The organism is Pseudomonas sp. 2(2015), assembly GCF_000955865.1.
Classification (GTDB): Bacteria; Pseudomonadota; Gammaproteobacteria; order Pseudomonadales; family Pseudomonadaceae; genus Aquipseudomonas.
On the sequence record NZ_JYOF01000023.1, the window covers coordinates 84,378 to 100,312 of the forward strand.

Sequence of the window (15,935 nt, forward strand, 5' to 3'; positions counted from 1 at the left end):
CCTGCCATGAACACTCCGGTCGCAAACCCTGGCGCACAGATGAAAGTGCGCGGTATCCACAAGCGCTTCGGCGCCTTTACCGCCCTGCACGATGTTTCCCTCGACGTCGCCGCCGGTGAGCTGGTGTGCCTGCTGGGCCCCTCCGGTTGTGGCAAGACCACCCTGCTGCGCTGCATCGCCGGCCTCGAGCGCCAGGATCGCGGCACCCTGTACATCGGCGACCGTGATATCTCCGAGCTACCGCCCCAGGCCCGCGACTACGGCATTCTGTTCCAGTCCTATGCGCTGTTCCCCAACCTGACCGTCGAAGCCAATATCGCTTACGGCCTGGCCGGCAGCGGTCGTGACGAAGTGCGCCAGCGGGTGGCGCAGATGCTTGAGCTGGTGGGCCTGAGCGGCAGCGAGAAGAAGTACCCCGGCCAGCTTTCCGGCGGCCAGCAACAGCGCGTGGCCCTGGCCCGCGCCCTGGCCCCGGCACCGTCGTTGCTGCTGCTCGACGAGCCGATGTCGGCCCTCGATGCCCGGGTGCGCGAACACCTGTGCAGCGAATTGCGCCAACTGCAACGCCAGCTCGGCATCACCACCCTGATGGTCACCCACAACCAGGACGAAGCCATGTTGATGGCCGACCGTATCGCGGTGATGAACAACGGCCAGGTCGAGCAGTACGCCACCCCGCAGGAAATCTACGACAAGCCGGCCACGCCGTTCGTTGCCGAGTTCGTTGGCCAGGGTAACTGGCTGCCGTTCCAGCGCCACAGCGACAGCCATGCCCAGGTCGGTGCGCTGAACATGCGCCTGGCCGATGGCGCCAGCCAGGCCCGTAGCGGTCGGCTGTTCTGCCGCCCGGAAGCGATCAGCGTCAACCCGCCGGTGCATGAAGAGAACCTGTTCCCGGCGCGGGTGCGCGAGATCACCTTCCTCGGCAATCGCTGCCGCATGAGTTTCGAATTCAACGAACTGCCAGGCCATGCCCTGCTTGCCGAAGTCGCCCCCGAGTCGATGCCGCGCCTGGGCTCCCAGGACATCTGGGTCGCGTTGCCGCCGCGCAGCCTGCAGGTGTTTGCCTGAGATGGCCGCGCCAATCGCCATGCCGATCGCGCACGCGAAGGCAACCCGGCGCGCCGGTGTTTCGCTGGGTGATCGACTGTTCGTGGTCGGCGGCAAATGGTTGCTGCTGCTTTTGCTCACCGTCGCGGTATTGATGCCGCTGCTGGCGATCTTCTGGCGCGGTTTCAGCAGCGATGCCGGCCAGGGCGGCGGCCTGGCCGCAGCTCGCGAACTGTTTGCCAGCGCCAACTTTCACTGGCTGCTGGGCAATAGCCTGAAGGTCTCGCTCAGCGTTGCGGCCATTGTGGTGCCGCTGGCCTACCTGTTCGCCTACGCTCTGCAGCGTACACTGATTCCGGCCAAGGGCCTGTGGCGCGGCATTTCGCTGCTGCCATTGCTGGCGCCGTCGATGCTACCGGCCATTGCCCTGGTCTATCTGTTCGGCAACCAGGGGCTGCTGCGCGGGCTGCTCAGCGACAATATCTACGGCTTCTGGGGCATTGTCCTCGGCGAGGCGATCTACACCTTCCCGCATGCGCTGATGATCCTGCTGTCGGCGCTGTCGCTGGCCGATGCGCGCTTGTTCGACGCCGCCTCGAGCATGGGCGCCGGGCCTTGGCGGGCGTTTCACAGCATCACCTGGCCAGCCACCCGGCAGGCGGTGTTCGCCGCCTTCTGCCTGGTGTTCACCCTGACCATCACCGACTTCGGTGTGCCGGTGGTAGTCGGTGGCGACTACCAGGTGCTGGCGCTGGAAGCCTACAAGGCCGTGGTCGGCCAGCAGCAGTTCGGCCGTGGTGCCTTGATCGGCATGGTCCTGCTGGTGCCGGCGCTGCTCAGCTTTGCCGTCGATGCCTGGCTGCGCCGCCGTCAGGGCGATTCGATGAGCGGCCGGGCGCAGGTGTTCCAGCCACAGCCGTCGCGGCGTCGCGATGCCTGCTTCATGGCCGTGGTCATCCTGATTTGCGCGGTGCTGTTGCTGGTGGTGGGCATGGCGGTGTACTCATCGCTGGTCAAGTTCTGGCCTTACAACCTGTCGCTGTCGCTCAAGCACTACCAGTTCGACGAAACCGCCGGTGGCGGCTGGCTGGCCTACCGCAACAGCCTGACCATGGCCCTGGGCACGGCGCTGATCGGTAGCGCGGTGATTTTCACCGGCGCCTACCTGATGGAAAAAACCAAGGGCCAGCGCAGCTTGAACCTGCTGCTGCGCCTGCTCAGCTTCGTGCCGATGGCGGTGCCGGGCCTGGTGCTGGGCCTTGGCTACGTGTTCTTCTTCAACCTCAGCAGCAACCCGCTGCATGTGTTCTACGGCAGCATGGCGCTGCTGGTGGTGTGCACCATTGCCCACTACCTGACCACCGCCAACATGACCGCGACCACTGCCCTGCGCCAGCTCGATGGCGAGTTCGAGGCTGCCGCGCTGTCGCTCAAGGCACCGCTGTACCGGCACTTCATGCGGGTCACCGTGCCGATCTGCCTGCCGGCATTGCTCGACATCATTCGCTACCTGTTCGTCTCGGCGATGACCACGGTGTCGGCGGCGATCTTCCTCTACAGCCCCGACACCATCCTTGCCGCGGTCGCCGTGCTGAACATGGATGATGCCGGCAACGTCGGCGGCGCCGCAGCGATGTCGACCCTGATCCTGATTACCAGCGCCACCGTTTCGCTGCTCCTGGCCTGGGCCTCGCGCGGCCTGTTGCAACGCTCCCAAGCCTGGCGCCAGCGCGCGCCGGGTCACTGATTGCCTCTCCCAACCTGTACTGTTCAAAGGAACCGCATCATGTTCAAGCCACTTGCTCTTGCCGCTGCCGTCCTCACTGCATTCAGCGTGCAGGCCTTTGCCGCCGATACCCAACTGACGGTGTACACCGCGCTCGAAGCCGAACAGCTCAAGAGTTACAAGCAGGCCTTCGAAAAGGCCAACCCGGACATCGAAATCAAGTGGGTGCGTGATTCCACCGGCATCATCACTGCCAAGCTGCTGGCCGAAAAAGACCGCCCGCAAGCCGATGCCGTGTGGGGCCTGGCGGCATCGAGCCTGGCAATCCTCGACCAGCAGGGCATGCTGCAAAGCTATGCACCGAAAGACCTCGGCAAGATCGGCGCCAACTACCGCGATGCCGCCAATCCGCCGGCCTGGGTGGGCATGGACGTCTGGGCCGCGACCATCTGCTTCAACACCGTCGAGGCCGAGAAGCAGGGCCTGAGCAAGCCGCTGAGCTGGCAGGACCTGACCAAGCCTGAGTACAAGGGCAAGATCGTCATGCCTAACCCGGCGTCTTCCGGCACCGGTTTCCTCGATGTCAGCGCCTGGTTGCAGACCTTCGGCGAGAAGCAGGGCTGGGCGTATATGGACGGCCTGCACCAGAACATCGGCCAGTATGTTCACTCTGGCTCCAAGCCGTGCAAGCTGGCTGCTGCTGGCGAATTCCCGATCGGCATCTCGTTCGAATACCCGGCCGTGCAGCTCAAGCGCCAGGGTGCGCCGCTGGACATCGTCCTGCCGAAGGAAGGCCTGGGCTGGGAGATCGAAGCCACCGCGGTGATCAAGGGCAGCCAGCATGAAGACGCGGCCAAGCGCCTGGCCGACTTCTCGGCGAGCCCGGCGGCCATGGAGCTGTACAAGGAAAACTTCGCCGTCCTGGCCCAGCCGGGCATCGCCAAGCCGCAGACCGAACTGCCGGCCGACTACGAACAGCGCCTGATCAAGAACGACTTCGCCTGGGCTTCGAAGAACCGCGACAACATCCTCGCCGAATGGCGCAAGCGCTATGACGGCAAGTCGGAGAAGGTCGCGCAGCAGTAACACTGCGTTGACTTCATCGCTGGCAAGCCAGCTCCCACAGGATCGGTGTATGCAGTACCTGTGGGAGCTGGCTTGCCAGCGATGGGGCGACGAATTCTTCAAGGAACCTCAGATGACCGATCTACTCATCGTCGGCGCCGGCATCCTCGGCCTGTCCCATGCCTACGCCGCTGCCCGGCGCGGGCTCAAAGTGCGGGTCTTCGAGCGCAGCGCGACGCCCCTGGGCGCTTCGGTGCGCAACTTCGGCCAGGCCCTGGTAACCGGCCAGCCACCCGGCCAGATGCTCGAACTGGCCAAGGCCAGCAGTGGTATCTGGAAGCACTGGGCGCAGCAGACCGGCTTCGAGCTCAAGGCCAATGGCTCGCTGCTGTTTGCTCGCACTGCGCTGGAGCTGGAACTGCTCGAAGCCTTCTGTGCCGAGCGCGCGCCACAACATGATTACCAGGTGGAACTGCTCAGCGGCGCCGCCTTGAACGACCTGTACGGCGGCCAGTTTCGCCACCACCGCGCCGCCTTGCGTGGCTTGCAAGACCAGCAGTTGTATTCCCGCGAAGCGCTGCCGAGCCTGATCCGCTTCCTGCAGCAGGAACTGGATGTAGCGTTTCACTTTTCAACCTTGGTACGTGCTATCGAACCTGGTCGCGTATCGACCACGGCGGGGGACTTCAGCGCCAGACAGATTGTGGTCTGCTCCGGCCACGACTACCAGACCCTGCTCGCCGAACCCATCGCCGCCCTGCAACCGCAGGTTTGCCGTCTGCAGATGCTGCGCGCCCGGCCGCGCTTCAAACTCGACCTGCAGCACGCCTTGCTGACTGGCCTGAGCTGTGTGCACTACGGCGCCTTCGCCGACCTGCCGCAGGCCCAGGCGCTGAAAGCGCAACTGCAGGCCAACAGCCCGCACCTGCTGGAGCATGGCATCCACCTGCTGATCAGCCCGACGCCCCATGGCGAGCTGATCATCGGCGACTCCCATGCCTATGGCAGCGATGCTTCACCGTTCAACGCCGAGCAGGTCGACAACTGGATGATCGAGCTGGCCGAGCAGACCCTGGGCGGGCGCATCGAGGTGGTCGAACGCTGGCAGGGCGTCTATGGTTCAGGCGGGCCGGGGCCGTTTTCCTTGCTGCAGGTGGCGCCGGGTATCAGCGCTGCGCTGATGCACAGCGGTGTCGGCATGAGCGTCGGCCCGGCCCTGGCCGAGCAACATATCGCCCGTTTGCTGGAGGAGAGTGACTGATCATGGTTAGTGCCGAACAGATTGTCAGCGAGGTCTTCGCCTTGTATCAGCAGCATGGCAATGAGGACTACATTGGCGAGCCGGTTTCGCAGCTCGAGCATATGTCCCAGGCGGCGCAGCTGGCGTTGGCCGAGGGCTATGACGACGAGGTGGTACTGGCGGCGTTCTTCCATGACATCGGCCATATCTGTGGCAGCGCCGAAGGCGACATGGGCGGCTATGGCGTGGTCAGCCATGAGCGTGTTGGCGCCAACTACCTGCGCCGCTGCGGCTTCAGCGAGCGTTTGGCCAGGCTGGTGGAGTACCACGTCGAGGCCAAGCGCTACCTGACCTTGCGCCAGCCGGGTTATTACCAGCGCCTGAGTGAGGCCAGCCGGCGCACCCTGGAGTACCAGGGCGGGGTGATGAGCGAGGCCGAGGCCGATGCCTTCGAGCAAGACCCACTGTGTGCGGTGAGCCTGCGCATGCGCCAGTGGGATGAGCTGGCCAAGGAGATGGATGTGCCGGTGATTGACCTGCAACTGCTCAAGGGCAAGGCGCTAAAGCTCCTGCACTAGCGCATCTATCTGCTCCTGGCGCTCGGCCTGATTCACTTTCGCCCCGGGATTGAGCGACGACCACTGCGGATGCGCCCGGGCCTTGCCCAGCGCTTGCGGCAGCTTGCCTTCGCGCCAGGTCTGCTCTTGTGGCGCCGCCAGCTTGATTCGCTCCAGCGCCGCATGGCCACGGGCATCCAGGGCGTGAATCAGCTGATGCTGACGCAACGCCAGCAGGCGCAACACACTGTCGTCCACCGTCAACTCGCGCTGGCCCTTGAGTTTGCCGAGCAGGCGCGAGCCGTAGCTGCGGGCAGTCTGTAGCGCGCCGCCGGCTATCGCCCCGGCCAGCGCCGCGGCACCGAGGGTCAGGCCGCCGACCAGCAAATCGACCCCGGCCCCGGCCGCCGCACCGGCTGCCACGCCACTGCCCAGGCGTACACCGAGCAGCTTGAGGGTTTCCGGGTTGAACAGGTCATCGCCCCAGCGCCCGTCGAGCAAAGGCAGGTCGCTGCTGGCGGCGTCTTCCTTGCGAAACGCATAGAGCTTGAGCAGCGCTTCGACGCAGCGTTGCTCGCGCTGGCGCACATCGCGGCGCAGGGCTTCGATGGCCACGGCTTCGGCGCCAGGCTCGGCGACCACGCTGCGCCGGCAAGCGGCGCAGTCGAGCAGCAGGTCGGCGACCAGGCGCTTGGCGCTTTCACGCCGGGCCTGGCGCTGGGCCTGCTGATCGTCGATCAGGCGTTGCAGCGCTGGTCGTGAGTGCTCCAGCATCAACGCCAGGCTTTCGTACAGGCGGCGCTCGCCGTCTTCTGGCGGGGCGACGCTGTCGAAGCGCACCAGCGCATGCAGCCCCAGGCGCGCCAGGGCTTCGCGCCAGTCGGCTTCGCGATGGTCGCTACTGGCGACGAAGTTGAGCACCGGTAGCAACGGCCTGCCGCAGCCGGCCAGCACTTGCAGTTCGTCGCGGTACTTGGCCAGCACCGGCTCGCGGGCATCGATCACATACAGGCCGGCATCGCTGGCCAGCAGCTGGCGCAGCACCTTGGCCTCCTGCTCGAAACGCTGGCGCGCTTCGCTGCCTTGCAGAAAACGCTCCAGCCGCGCCGGGCCATCGAGGCGCTCGCCCGGCCGTTCCAGGCGCTCAAGGTAGTCGAGCAGGGCGATGGCATCTTCCAGCCCCGGGGTGTCGTAGAGCTCCAGTAACGGCTCGCCGTCCACCGACAGGCGTGCGCCCTCGACATGACGGGTGGTGCTCGGCCGATGCGAGACCTCGCCGAAGCCGACATCGCGGGTCAGGGTGCGCAGCAGCGAGGTCTTGCCAACGTTGGTGTGGCCGACCACGGCCAGTTTCAGCGGCTTAGTCATGGCCATGCTCCAGCCAGTTCAGCGGGGCGCTGTCGGCGTAGCTCAAACCCAGCTGTTCCAGGGCCTGATGCCAGTCGCCCAGGCGTTCAGCGTCCAGTGCCTGACCGGGCATTGCCTGCAGCAGCCAGATGCGCGTGGCCCCGGCATTGCGCGCAAGCTCGGCGAGCAGCGCCAGGCTGCCACGGTCGGGCGAGCGGCGCGGGTCGCAGGCAATCGCCAGGCGCGCTGGCGGAAAACGGCTGAGCTGTTCCAGCAGTTTGTTGCGCGACTCGCGGCTATCGAGGATACCGGCGTTGCTCACCGTTGCCGGCAGGGTAGGTGGCCACGGGCGTTTGTCGTCCAGCTCCAGGCCGACCAGCAGGGCGCCTTCGCTGTGTTCTTCACCAACGCCACGCACGATCTGCGGCAAGGCATCAGGCGCGGCGTCGTTGACGCCCAGGCGTTCGCTGCTGGGCATCAGCACATCGCGCAGCTGGCTGTAGCCGGGCAGCTTGAGGTCCAGTTGCAGGCGTGCCCGGCCACTGCGCCAGCGCCACAGGCACAGGGCGGCAAGCAGCAGGCGCGGAACGATGCCGTATACCAGCAGCACGCCGAGCAGCCAGCCGGCCCAGGCCTGGCGGGCCAGCTCAAGTGCCGGTTGCGTGTCGCCACTGGCGCGGATCATGGCCACGTCCGGCACGCTGAAGCCGAGTAATGCGGGCAGGGCGCCAAGGGCCTGGGTCAGGGCGACGAAGGTGTCGGCGCCGAGAATGGTAGTTTCCCAGACGAAGCCGTAACGTCGGGTGGCCAGCAGCATCAGCAGCATCAACAGCGCAGTGCTCAAAGCCAGCAGCCACAGGCTGTGCACCAACAGGCCGAGCAGCCAGCGATTGAGTTTTTGTCGCTGCAGCATCACCAGCAGGGCGGGGGCCAGGTGTGCGGCCTGGGCATCGCGGGCGAATTTTTCGCTCAGCCACAGCCACAGGCGACCAAGGCTGGCGCCCTGTTCACCGGCCAGAAAAAAGCCCAGCAGCCAGCCCAGCAACAGCAGCAGGTTCAACCCGAGCAGGCTGCCCAGGGCCCAGAACACGTTGACCGGGCGCAGGCTGTCGCCGAGGGCGGCCAGGGCCAGGCCGGCGCCGCTGAGCACGGCCAGTACCACCAGGGCTGCCAGCGCCAGGCGAGCGCCTTGTTTCCAGTGTTGCAGGGCGCTGCGCATGCCGTCGCGTTCGGCCAGCCACAGGGCGCGGCTTTCGATGCGCGCCGGCAGGTCGCCGCCTGCCTGGCGGGCGCGGCGGTTGGCTTCCTGGTCTTCCAAGGGGCCTGCATGTTCTTCGCGCAGGCGCACGGCTTCGGTGAGCCAGCGTTTGTCCAGGTCAGTCAGTGCAGTCACACGGTCTTCCATTGATCAAGTCAGCCCAAAGCATAACTCAGGCATCGAAGATCGGGCTTTGCTATCCTCGCCGGCATGAAAACATCACTCCCCCTCAGCCTGATCGCGGCCCTCGCCGAGAACCGCGTGATCGGCATCGACAACAGCATGCCCTGGCACTTGCCGGGGGATTTCAAGTATTTCAAGGCCACCACCCTGGGCAAGCCGATCATCATGGGGCGCAAGACCTGGGATTCGCTGGGCCGCCCGCTGCCGGGGCGCTTGAACCTGGTGGTCAGCCGCCAGCCGGGCTTGCAGCTCGAAGGTGCCGAAGTGTTCGCCTCGCTGGAGGCTGCCATTGAGCGTGCCGAGCAGTGGGCACTGGCGCAGGGCGTCGACGAGCTGATGCTGATCGGCGGCGCGCAGCTGTATACCCAGGCCATCGAGCGCGGCCTGGCGGATCGCCTGTACCTGACCCGGGTTGAACTCAGCCCGCAAGGGGATGCGTGGTTTCCTGAGTTTGATGCGGCGCAGTGGAAGTTGGCGTCGAGCCAGGCCAATCCGGCTGAGGATGACAAACCAGCGTATCACTTCGAGGTCTGGGAAAAGGCCTGAAATGCATCGCGGGGCAAGTCGAGGCCCCGCGATGAGGTCGTCAGGAGTGCGTCAGCTGCGCATGTTCCTGCGCATCCAGCACCGACTTGTCGGTCTGTTTGAGCATCTGGCTGGTAATCGCCCCGGCCGTCATTGAGCCGTTGACGTTCAGCGCCGTGCGGCCCATGTCGATCAGCGGCTCGACCGAGATCAGCAAGGCCACCAGCTCCACCGGCAAGCCCATGGCCGGCAATACGATCAGCGCCGCGAACGTCGCACCGCCGCCGACACCGGCAACACCTGCCGAGCTCAGGGTGACGATCGCCACCAGGGTGGCAATCCACAGCGGGTCAAACGGATCGATGCCCACCGCTGGCGCCACCATCACCGCCAACATTGCCGGGTACAGGCCGGCACAGCCGTTCTGGCCAATGGTTGCGCCAAATGACGCGGCAAAGCTTGCGATCGACTGCGGAATACCCAGGCGCAGGGTTTGCGCCTCGATGCTCAGCGGGATGCTGGCGGCGCTGGAGCGGCTGGTGAAGGCGAAGGTCAGTACCGGCCAGACCTTGCGGAAGAAGCGCAGCGGGTTGACGCCGCTCATCGCCAGCAGCACGCCGTGTACCACGAACATCAGGCCCAGGCCGATGTACGAGACCACCACGAAGCTGCCGAGCTTGAGGATGTCGTCGAGGTTCGAGCTGGCCACTACCTTGGTCATCAACGCCAGCACGCCGTAGGGGGTGAGCTTCATCACCAGCCGCACCAGGCGCATCACCCAGGCTTGCAGGGTGTCGATGGCGGCCAGGGCGCGGTTGCCCTTCTCGGCGTCATCCTTGAGCAACTGCAGGGCGGCCATGCCGAGGAACACGGCAAAGATCACCACGCTGATGATCGAGGTCGGCTTGGCCCGGGCCAGGTCGCCTACCGGGTTGCTGGGGATGAACGACAGCAGCAATTGCGGGATGTTGAGGTCGGTGACCTTGCCCACGTAGTCGCTCTGGATCGCCGCCATGCGCGCGGTTTCGGCGGTACCGGCCACCAGGCCTTCGGCGGTCAGGCCAAACAGGTTGGTCAGCACGATGCCGATCAGCGCGGCGATGGCCGTGGTGAACAGCAGCGTGCCGATGGTCAGGAAGCTGATCTTGCCCAGCGACGAAGCATTGTGCAGGCGCGCCACGGCACTGAGGATCGAGGCGAAGATCAGCGGCATGACGATCATCTGCAGCAACTGCACGTAGCCGTTGCCGACCAGGTCGAGCCAACTGATGGTGGCCTTGAGGACCGGGTTGCCGGCGCCGTAAATGGCATGCAGGGCAGCGCCAAACAGCACGCCGAGGACCAGGCCGACCAGCACTTTCTTGGCCAGGCTCCAGTTGCCATGACGGGTTTGCGCCAGGCCTAGCAGCAAGGCCAGGAACGCCAGCAGATTGAGAGACAACGGCAGATTCATTGAAGCTCCAGGAAAAAAGGCGGGGTATCGCCTCTGTGTGCGATTGCGAACAGAAATGCTAACAGCATGAAAACCAACGAATTTATATCGAAATGGAATTTCGATAGTCGTTTTTGGAATAACGCCAGGTCGCAAACAGAATGCTCGTGGCCGCTCAGGGGCGTGTCGGTGTCGCTGTCGGGTCGGTGCGCATTGCAGGCTTTGCTAGCGTGGGCGGGCCACTTTTCTGGAGAAAAGCACATGACGTCTGCTCCGAAAATCCTCGCCGCCGGCCTCGCCCTGTTGCTTACCGGGCACAGCTGGGCCACCGAGCTCAAGCACTGGCCGGCCGAGGCTGCCAAGCAACTGGACAGCATGATCGCGGCCAATGCCAACAAGGGCAACTATGCGGTCTTCGACATGGACAACACCAGCTACCGCTTCGACCTCGAAGAATCGCTGCTGCCGTTCATGGAGAACAAGGGCCTGCTCAGCCGCGACAAACTCGACCCGTCGCTTAAGCTCATCCCCTTCAAAGACACCGCCGAGCACAAGGAGAGCCTGTTCAGCTACTACTATCGGCTCTGCGAAATCGACGACATGGTCTGCTACCCCTGGGTCGCCCAGGTGTTTTCCGGTTTCACCCTCAAGGAGCTCAAGGGCTATGTCGACGAGCTGATGGCCTCGGGCAAGCCGGTGCCGAGCACCTATTACGAGGGTGACCAGGTCAAGCCCATTGAGGTGCAACCGCCGAAAGTGTTCGCCGGCCAGGCCGAGCTGTTCAACAAGCTGATGGAGAACGGCATTGAGGTCTACGTGATCAGCGCCGCCTCCGAAGAGCTGGTGCGCATGGTCGCTGCCGACCCCAAGTACGGCTACAACGTCAAACCGCAGAACGTGATCGGCGTCAGTTTGCTGCTCAAGGACCGCAACAGCGGCGCCCTGACCACCGCGCGCAAGCAGATCAGCGCCGGCAGCTATGACCCGCAGGCCAACATGGGCCTTGAGCTGACCCCGTATCTGTGGACCCCGGCCACCTGGATGGCCGGCAAGCAGGCGGCCATCATCACCTACATCGACGAATGGAAGAAGCCGGTGCTGGTCGGTGGCGATACTCCGACCAGTGACGGCTATATGCAGTTTCATAGCGTCGACGTGGCCAAGGGCGGCATCCACCTGTGGATAAACCGTAAGGCCAAGTACATGGACCAGCTCAACGGCATGATCGCCAAGCATGCTGCGGCGCAGGCCAAGGAGGGCTTGCCGGTGACGGCGGACAAGAACTGGGTGATCGTTACGCCGGAGCAGATTCAGTAAGCAAAATAGATATCAATTGCGAATTCATCTCATCTTCTGCTAGCGTGCGCGCACCTTGAGGTCCATCGCCAGGAAGTACCGTGTCTTCGTGGAATACGCAGATTGCCCGCCTGTTTGCCGAGCACAAGAAAGCGCTGGAAGCCTTTGTTGCGCGCCGCACTGGCAATTCGCAGGTGGCAGCCGACCTGACCCAGGAGTCTTTCCTGCGCCTGGCGCGGCTGCCTGCCGACAAGAAGATCGACAACCTGCCGGCCTTTCTTTTCACCATTGCCAGCAACCTGATCCGTGACCACCAGCGCCAGGCCATCCGCCGCGAGCGCCTGGACGGCGGTGAGCCCAGCGACGAGCTGGCCTGCGAAACGCCCGGGGCCGACGAGCAACTCTCGGCGCTGCAGGAACAAGCGCTGATGCACGAGGCCATTCAGGCCCTGCCCGAGGCGACCCGGCATATCTTCCTGCTTTATCATGTCGACGAATGTTCCTACCGGGAAATTGGCGAGCGGCTGCAGATCTCCCCGCGTAGTGTCGAATACCAATTGCGCCGTGCGCTGATCGACTGCCGGGCCTTTATCAAGGCGCGCTTGCTCAGTGGCACGTCGGGGCCGCGTCCATGAACCGGCCATTTGCAGTGACGGATAGCCCGATGACCGACCCTCACGCCACGGATGCCGACGACCTGTTCGCCGAAGCCAGTGGCTGGTACTACCGCCTGCAGGCCGACGACGTCACGCCCGCAGAGCGTGAGGCCTTCAGCGCCTGGCTGGGCCAGGGCCCGGAACAGGCCCAGGCCTGGGACGAGGTGCTTGGCCTGCTCGGGGCCCTGCGTGAGCCGGCACGGCAACTGCGTCAGGCCCAGCGCGCGCGTTGGCGCCGACCGCGGCGGCAGCTCTGGGCAAGTGCCGCGGCGGTATTGCTGATGGTCGCTTTACTGGTGAATAGCCCCTGGCCGGACCGCTGGCGTGCCGACTACGCCACCGCCACTGGCGAGTCGCGCAGCATTGCCTTGGCGGACGGTTCGCAACTGCAGCTCAACACCGACACGGCCGTGCAGGTCGAGCTGGCAGGTGGCGAGCGGCGGGTGCGGCTGCTGCGTGGCGAGGCGTGGTTCGAGGTCAGCCATGATCCGGCGCGGCCATTCGTGATTCGCTCCGGCGATGGCTGGGTGAAGGTGGTGGGCACGCGTTTCAGCGTCGCCCGGGAAGGTGACCAGACCCGAGTGCGGGTTGCCCAGGGCAAGGTCCAGGTCGGTGCCGACAGCCATCAGTCGGTGCTGCTGGAGCCTGGTCGCGCCGTCGAGTATCGCGGCACACAACTGGGTTCGGCACATGCTTTCGATGTGGCCGCCGAGTTCGCCTGGCGCCAACGCCAGCTGGTGTTCCGCGAGCAGCCGCTGGTCGAAGTGGTCGATGCTCTCAACCGCTACTGGCCGGGGCAGACCCTGGTGCTGGGCGAGGGCCTGCGTCAGCGCAAGGTCTCGGGGGTGTTCGAGATCGACAAGCCCGAGGCGGTGCTCAAGGCCCTGACCCACACCCTGGGCCTGCGCGCCGAGCATTACACCCCGTATCTGCGGGTGTTGCGTGAGGGCTGAAAAATTTCTTACGAAAGTTTCAGGGTTTCCCCAGTAGCTGACGTCCTTGATCTCGTAGGCGCAAATAATAAGCACTCTCAGACAGTGCGGCGCTATTCAACGACTTCGACGATTCTGGGGAGCTTCACTGATGGAACATACCACCGCCACCCGGCGCCTGCCCGGCGTGCCCACCCTGCTGAGCCTAGCCATTGCCCTGGGCTGCGGCACACTGGCAACGCCGATACTGGCCGCGCCTGCCGCGCAAGCGCAGGAGTATCGCTTCGAGATTCCGGCGCAATCGCTGGATGCAGCGCTGGCGGCTTTCAGTGCGGTTACCCGGGTGCAGGTGCTGGTCGGCGCCGAGGTCACTCAGGGCTTGCGCTCCCCGGGCATCAGCGGCAGTTATCCACAGGACCAGGCACTGGCCCGCCTGCTGGCTGGCACTGGCCTGAGCGCCAGCTACATCGATCGCGACAGCGTGACCCTGGAAAAACGCCAGGGTGAAGAGGCGGCGCTGCAGTTGGGCGCGACCATGGTCGGCGGCAAGGTGCTTGGGGCTACTACCGAAGGCAGCCAGTCCTACACCACCGGTGCGTTGACCATCGGCAAGGGCGAACAGAAGCTCAAGGACATTCCGCAGTCGGTGTCGGTGGTCACCCGCCAGCGCCTGGACGACCAGAACATGAACAGCCTGCAGGACGCCATGCGTCAGGTGACCGGAGCGACGATCAAAAGCTACAACTCCGGCTCCAGCCTCAACGACGTATATATGCGCGGCTTCCTGGTCGATCAGGTGCAGGTCGATGGTGTTTCGCAAATGACTGGCCAGGGCGACCTGATGACCAGCTTCGACCTGGCGATGTTCGACCGCGTCGAAGTGCTGCGCGGGCCTTCCGGCCTGTACCAGGGCGCCGGTGAACCTGGTGGCACCATCAACCTGGTGCGCAAGCGCGCCCTCGGCCAGTTCGCCCTGAGCGGCGAGCTGTCGGCAGGCTCCTACGATCATTACCACTCGACCGTCGACATCACCGGCCCGCTCAACAGCGACGGCAGCCTGCGCGGGCGCTTCGTCACCGCCTATGAAGACAACAAGTCCTTCGTCGATTACGCCCAGAACGAGCGGCCAATGGTTTACGGCCGGCTGGAATACGACGTGACCCCGGACACCACCCTGTCGCTGGGTGGCGCCTATCAGAAAAACCACTCCACCCCGGCGTTCGGCCTGCCTGCGTACGCCAATGGCAAGCTGCTGGACGTCAAGCGCTCGACCTTTGTCGATGCCAAATGGAACGAACTGGACGAGCACGTCTGGGAAAGCTTCTTCGAAGTCGATCATGCCCTGGACAACGGCGGCCAGTTCAAGACCTCGCTGACTTACCGCGACGCCGAGACCCCGACCCGCAACTTCACCTGGAGCGACGGTGCGGTCGACCCGGCCACCGGCGCCAGCTCGGCCGTGGCCTATTCCTACTACACGCACATCAAGACCCTGGGCCTGGACAGCTTCGTGACCTTGCCGGTGGAAGCCTTTGGCCGTACCCACGAGCTGACGGTGGGCGCCGAATACCAGCACCTGGACAAGGACTTCACCTACGGCGGCGGAGAATACTTCGACACTAACGTGTTCGACCCGGGCAGCATCAATATCCCTAAGCAGAAGTACCAAATGGACAACGGCAACTGGTCGAAATCGCACCAGTACGGCCTCTACGCCCGCACCAAGATCAGCGCCACCGACTGGCTGGACGTGATCCTCGGCAGCCGGGTGACCTGGTTCGAAAGCGAAGCGCACAACGCCAACGCCTTCTTCAACAACTTCAACAGCACCGAGTCGAGCATCAACCGCAAGGTCATCCCCTATGGCGCGCTGGTGGCCAAACTGACCCCGGAACTGTCGGCCTATGCCAGCTACACCAGCGTGTTCAAACCGCAGACCGATGTGAATGCCGGCGGCCAGACCATCGCCCCGCGCAAAGGCAAGCAGTACGAAATCGGCCTCAAGCGCGAGTTTTATGAGGGGCGCTTGAATGGCAGCGTGGCGCTGTTTCGCATCTACGACGAAAACCGCGCCGAGCTGGTCGCCAACAACCAGTACTACGAGCCGCAAGGCAAGATCCGTAGCCAGGGTTGGGAAACCGAGCTGAGCGGCAACCTCACCGACAACTGGAGCATCAGCACCGGTTATGCCTTCACCATGCTCAAGTCGCTGAGCGGCGAAGACACCAACCAGGGCACCACCATCACCCCCAAGCACAACTTCAACCTGTGGACGCGCTACGAATTCGCCGATGGCCCGTTGAAGGACTTCAGTGTCGGTGGCGGGCTACGGGCGGTGAGCGCCACCTACTACAAGCGTGACGTCGACTTCGTCCAGGGCGGCTACAGCATTGCCACGGCCCAGGTAGGGTACAAAATCAACCAGAACCTGTCGGCAACGCTGACGGCCAACAACCTGTTCGATCGTACCTACTATGAGCGGGTGGACAGTTCGTGGGGGTCGAACTTTTATGGCGAGCCGCGCAATCTGACCTTTAGCGTGCGGGCCAAGTATTGAGTGGGGGGGGCTGCCTTGCAGCCCATCGCTGGCAAGCCAGCTCCCACAGTGGCCCGGTGTACACAGCCACTGTGGGAGCCGGCTTGCCGGCGATAGGTCGCACCGCGTAAA

General features: G+C 64.4%; 13 protein-coding genes. 10 read left to right on the forward strand and 3 right to left on the reverse strand.

Annotated elements, in window-relative coordinates; all coding sequences use genetic code 11:
• The first annotated feature begins 6 nt into the window (after positions 1-6).
• The 5 genes from UB48_RS25190 to UB48_RS25210 all read left to right on the forward strand — a co-directional run bounded on the left by UB48_RS25190 (position 7) and on the right by UB48_RS25210 (position 5,659).
• Positions 7-1,071 (forward strand): putative 2-aminoethylphosphonate ABC transporter ATP-binding protein, encoded by a 1,065-nt coding sequence (locus UB48_RS25190; RefSeq protein ID WP_045201841.1) that lies wholly within the window; start codon positions 7-9, stop codon positions 1,069-1,071.
• Position 1,072: 1 nt separating this feature from the next.
• Positions 1,073-2,797, forward strand: a complete 1,725-nt coding sequence (locus tag UB48_RS25195) for a putative 2-aminoethylphosphonate ABC transporter permease subunit (RefSeq protein ID WP_045201844.1) — start codon at positions 1,073-1,075, stop codon at positions 2,795-2,797.
• A 39-nt stretch (positions 2,798-2,836) separates the two neighbouring features.
• A complete protein-coding gene (locus tag UB48_RS25200; RefSeq protein ID WP_045201846.1) occupies positions 2,837-3,862 on the forward strand; it encodes a putative 2-aminoethylphosphonate ABC transporter substrate-binding protein in 1,026 nt (341 codons plus the stop codon).
• A gap of 112 nt (positions 3,863-3,974) precedes the next feature.
• Entirely contained in the window at positions 3,975-5,102 is a 1,128-nt protein-coding gene (locus UB48_RS25205; RefSeq protein WP_045201893.1) for a TIGR03364 family FAD-dependent oxidoreductase, read from the forward strand.
• A gap of 2 nt (positions 5,103-5,104) precedes the next feature.
• Positions 5,105-5,659, forward strand: coding sequence for a phosphonate degradation HD-domain oxygenase (locus UB48_RS25210; RefSeq protein WP_045201848.1), 555 nt, complete (start codon positions 5,105-5,107; stop codon positions 5,657-5,659).
• Here UB48_RS25210 and UB48_RS25215 read toward each other — a convergent pair.
• Both UB48_RS25215 and UB48_RS25220 read right to left on the reverse strand, forming a co-directional pair.
• Positions 5,642-7,006 carry a GTPase/DUF3482 domain-containing protein gene (locus UB48_RS25215; protein ID WP_045201852.1) on the reverse strand — a complete coding sequence of 455 codons (1,365 nt, stop codon included), beginning with the start codon at positions 7,004-7,006 and terminating at the stop codon, positions 5,642-5,644. The two genes, UB48_RS25210 and UB48_RS25215, sit on opposite strands and share 18 nt — an antisense overlap.
• Positions 6,999-8,390 (reverse strand): DUF2868 domain-containing protein, encoded by a 1,392-nt coding sequence (locus UB48_RS25220; RefSeq protein WP_045201854.1) that lies wholly within the window; start codon positions 8,388-8,390, stop codon positions 6,999-7,001. Before UB48_RS25220 ends, UB48_RS25215 begins: the two co-directional genes overlap by 8 nt.
• A 63-nt stretch (positions 8,391-8,453) precedes the next feature.
• Between UB48_RS25220 and UB48_RS25225 the strand changes: the two genes are divergently transcribed.
• Entirely contained in the window at positions 8,454-8,972 is a 519-nt protein-coding gene (locus UB48_RS25225) for a dihydrofolate reductase (RefSeq protein WP_045201856.1), read from the forward strand.
• A 40-nt stretch (positions 8,973-9,012) separates the two neighbouring features.
• Here the strand turns inward: UB48_RS25225 and UB48_RS25230 are convergent, their stop codons facing one another.
• Positions 9,013-10,404: an L-cystine transporter gene (locus tag UB48_RS25230; protein ID WP_045201857.1), complete on the reverse strand. Its 1,392-nt coding sequence runs from the start codon at positions 10,402-10,404 to the stop codon at positions 9,013-9,015.
• A gap of 240 nt (positions 10,405-10,644) precedes the next feature.
• On the opposite strand from UB48_RS25230, the gene UB48_RS25235 reads away from it, so the two are divergent.
• The 4 genes from UB48_RS25235 to UB48_RS25250 all read left to right on the forward strand — a co-directional run bounded on the left by UB48_RS25235 (position 10,645) and on the right by UB48_RS25250 (position 15,824).
• Complete coding sequence (locus UB48_RS25235) at positions 10,645-11,700, forward strand: phosphorylcholine phosphatase (RefSeq protein WP_045201859.1); 1,056 nt, start codon at positions 10,645-10,647, stop codon at positions 11,698-11,700.
• An 80-nt stretch (positions 11,701-11,780) separates the two neighbouring features.
• On the forward strand, positions 11,781-12,314 hold the full coding sequence (locus UB48_RS25240; protein WP_045201861.1) for an RNA polymerase sigma factor: 534 nt from the start codon (positions 11,781-11,783) through the stop codon (positions 12,312-12,314).
• 29 nt (positions 12,315-12,343) lie between these two features.
• Positions 12,344-13,288, forward strand: coding sequence for a FecR family protein (locus UB48_RS25245; RefSeq protein ID WP_045201863.1), 945 nt, complete (start codon positions 12,344-12,346; stop codon positions 13,286-13,288).
• Between the two features lie 130 nt (positions 13,289-13,418).
• The gene (locus tag UB48_RS25250; protein WP_045201865.1) at positions 13,419-15,824 is read left to right on the forward strand and encodes a TonB-dependent receptor; all 2,406 of its coding nucleotides are present in this window, start codon (positions 13,419-13,421) and stop codon (positions 15,822-15,824) included.
• The last annotated feature ends 111 nt before the right edge of the window (positions 15,825-15,935 follow it).

Excerpts from the sequence above, each read along its gene's own strand:
- UB48_RS25190 (WP_045201841.1), top strand. The coding sequence starts at position 7 with ATGAACACTCCGGTCGCAAACCCTGGCGCACAGATGAAAGTGCGCGGT.
- UB48_RS25195 (WP_045201844.1), top strand. The coding sequence starts at position 1,073 with ATGGCCGCGCCAATCGCCATGCCGATCGCGCACGCGAAGGCAACCCGG.
- UB48_RS25200 (WP_045201846.1), top strand. The coding sequence starts at position 2,837 with ATGTTCAAGCCACTTGCTCTTGCCGCTGCCGTCCTCACTGCATTCAGC.
- UB48_RS25205 (WP_045201893.1), top strand. The coding sequence starts at position 3,975 with ATGACCGATCTACTCATCGTCGGCGCCGGCATCCTCGGCCTGTCCCAT.
- UB48_RS25210 (WP_045201848.1), top strand. The coding sequence starts at position 5,105 with ATGGTTAGTGCCGAACAGATTGTCAGCGAGGTCTTCGCCTTGTATCAG.
- UB48_RS25215 (WP_045201852.1), bottom strand. The coding sequence starts at position 7,006 with ATGACTAAGCCGCTGAAACTGGCCGTGGTCGGCCACACCAACGTTGGC.
- UB48_RS25220 (WP_045201854.1), bottom strand. The coding sequence starts at position 8,390 with ATGGAAGACCGTGTGACTGCACTGACTGACCTGGACAAACGCTGGCTC.
- UB48_RS25225 (WP_045201856.1), top strand. The coding sequence starts at position 8,454 with ATGAAAACATCACTCCCCCTCAGCCTGATCGCGGCCCTCGCCGAGAAC.
- UB48_RS25230 (WP_045201857.1), bottom strand. The coding sequence starts at position 10,404 with ATGAATCTGCCGTTGTCTCTCAATCTGCTGGCGTTCCTGGCCTTGCTG.
- UB48_RS25235 (WP_045201859.1), top strand. The coding sequence starts at position 10,645 with ATGACGTCTGCTCCGAAAATCCTCGCCGCCGGCCTCGCCCTGTTGCTT.
- UB48_RS25245 (WP_045201863.1), top strand. The coding sequence starts at position 12,344 with ATGACCGACCCTCACGCCACGGATGCCGACGACCTGTTCGCCGAAGCC.
- UB48_RS25250 (WP_045201865.1), top strand. The coding sequence starts at position 13,419 with ATGGAACATACCACCGCCACCCGGCGCCTGCCCGGCGTGCCCACCCTG.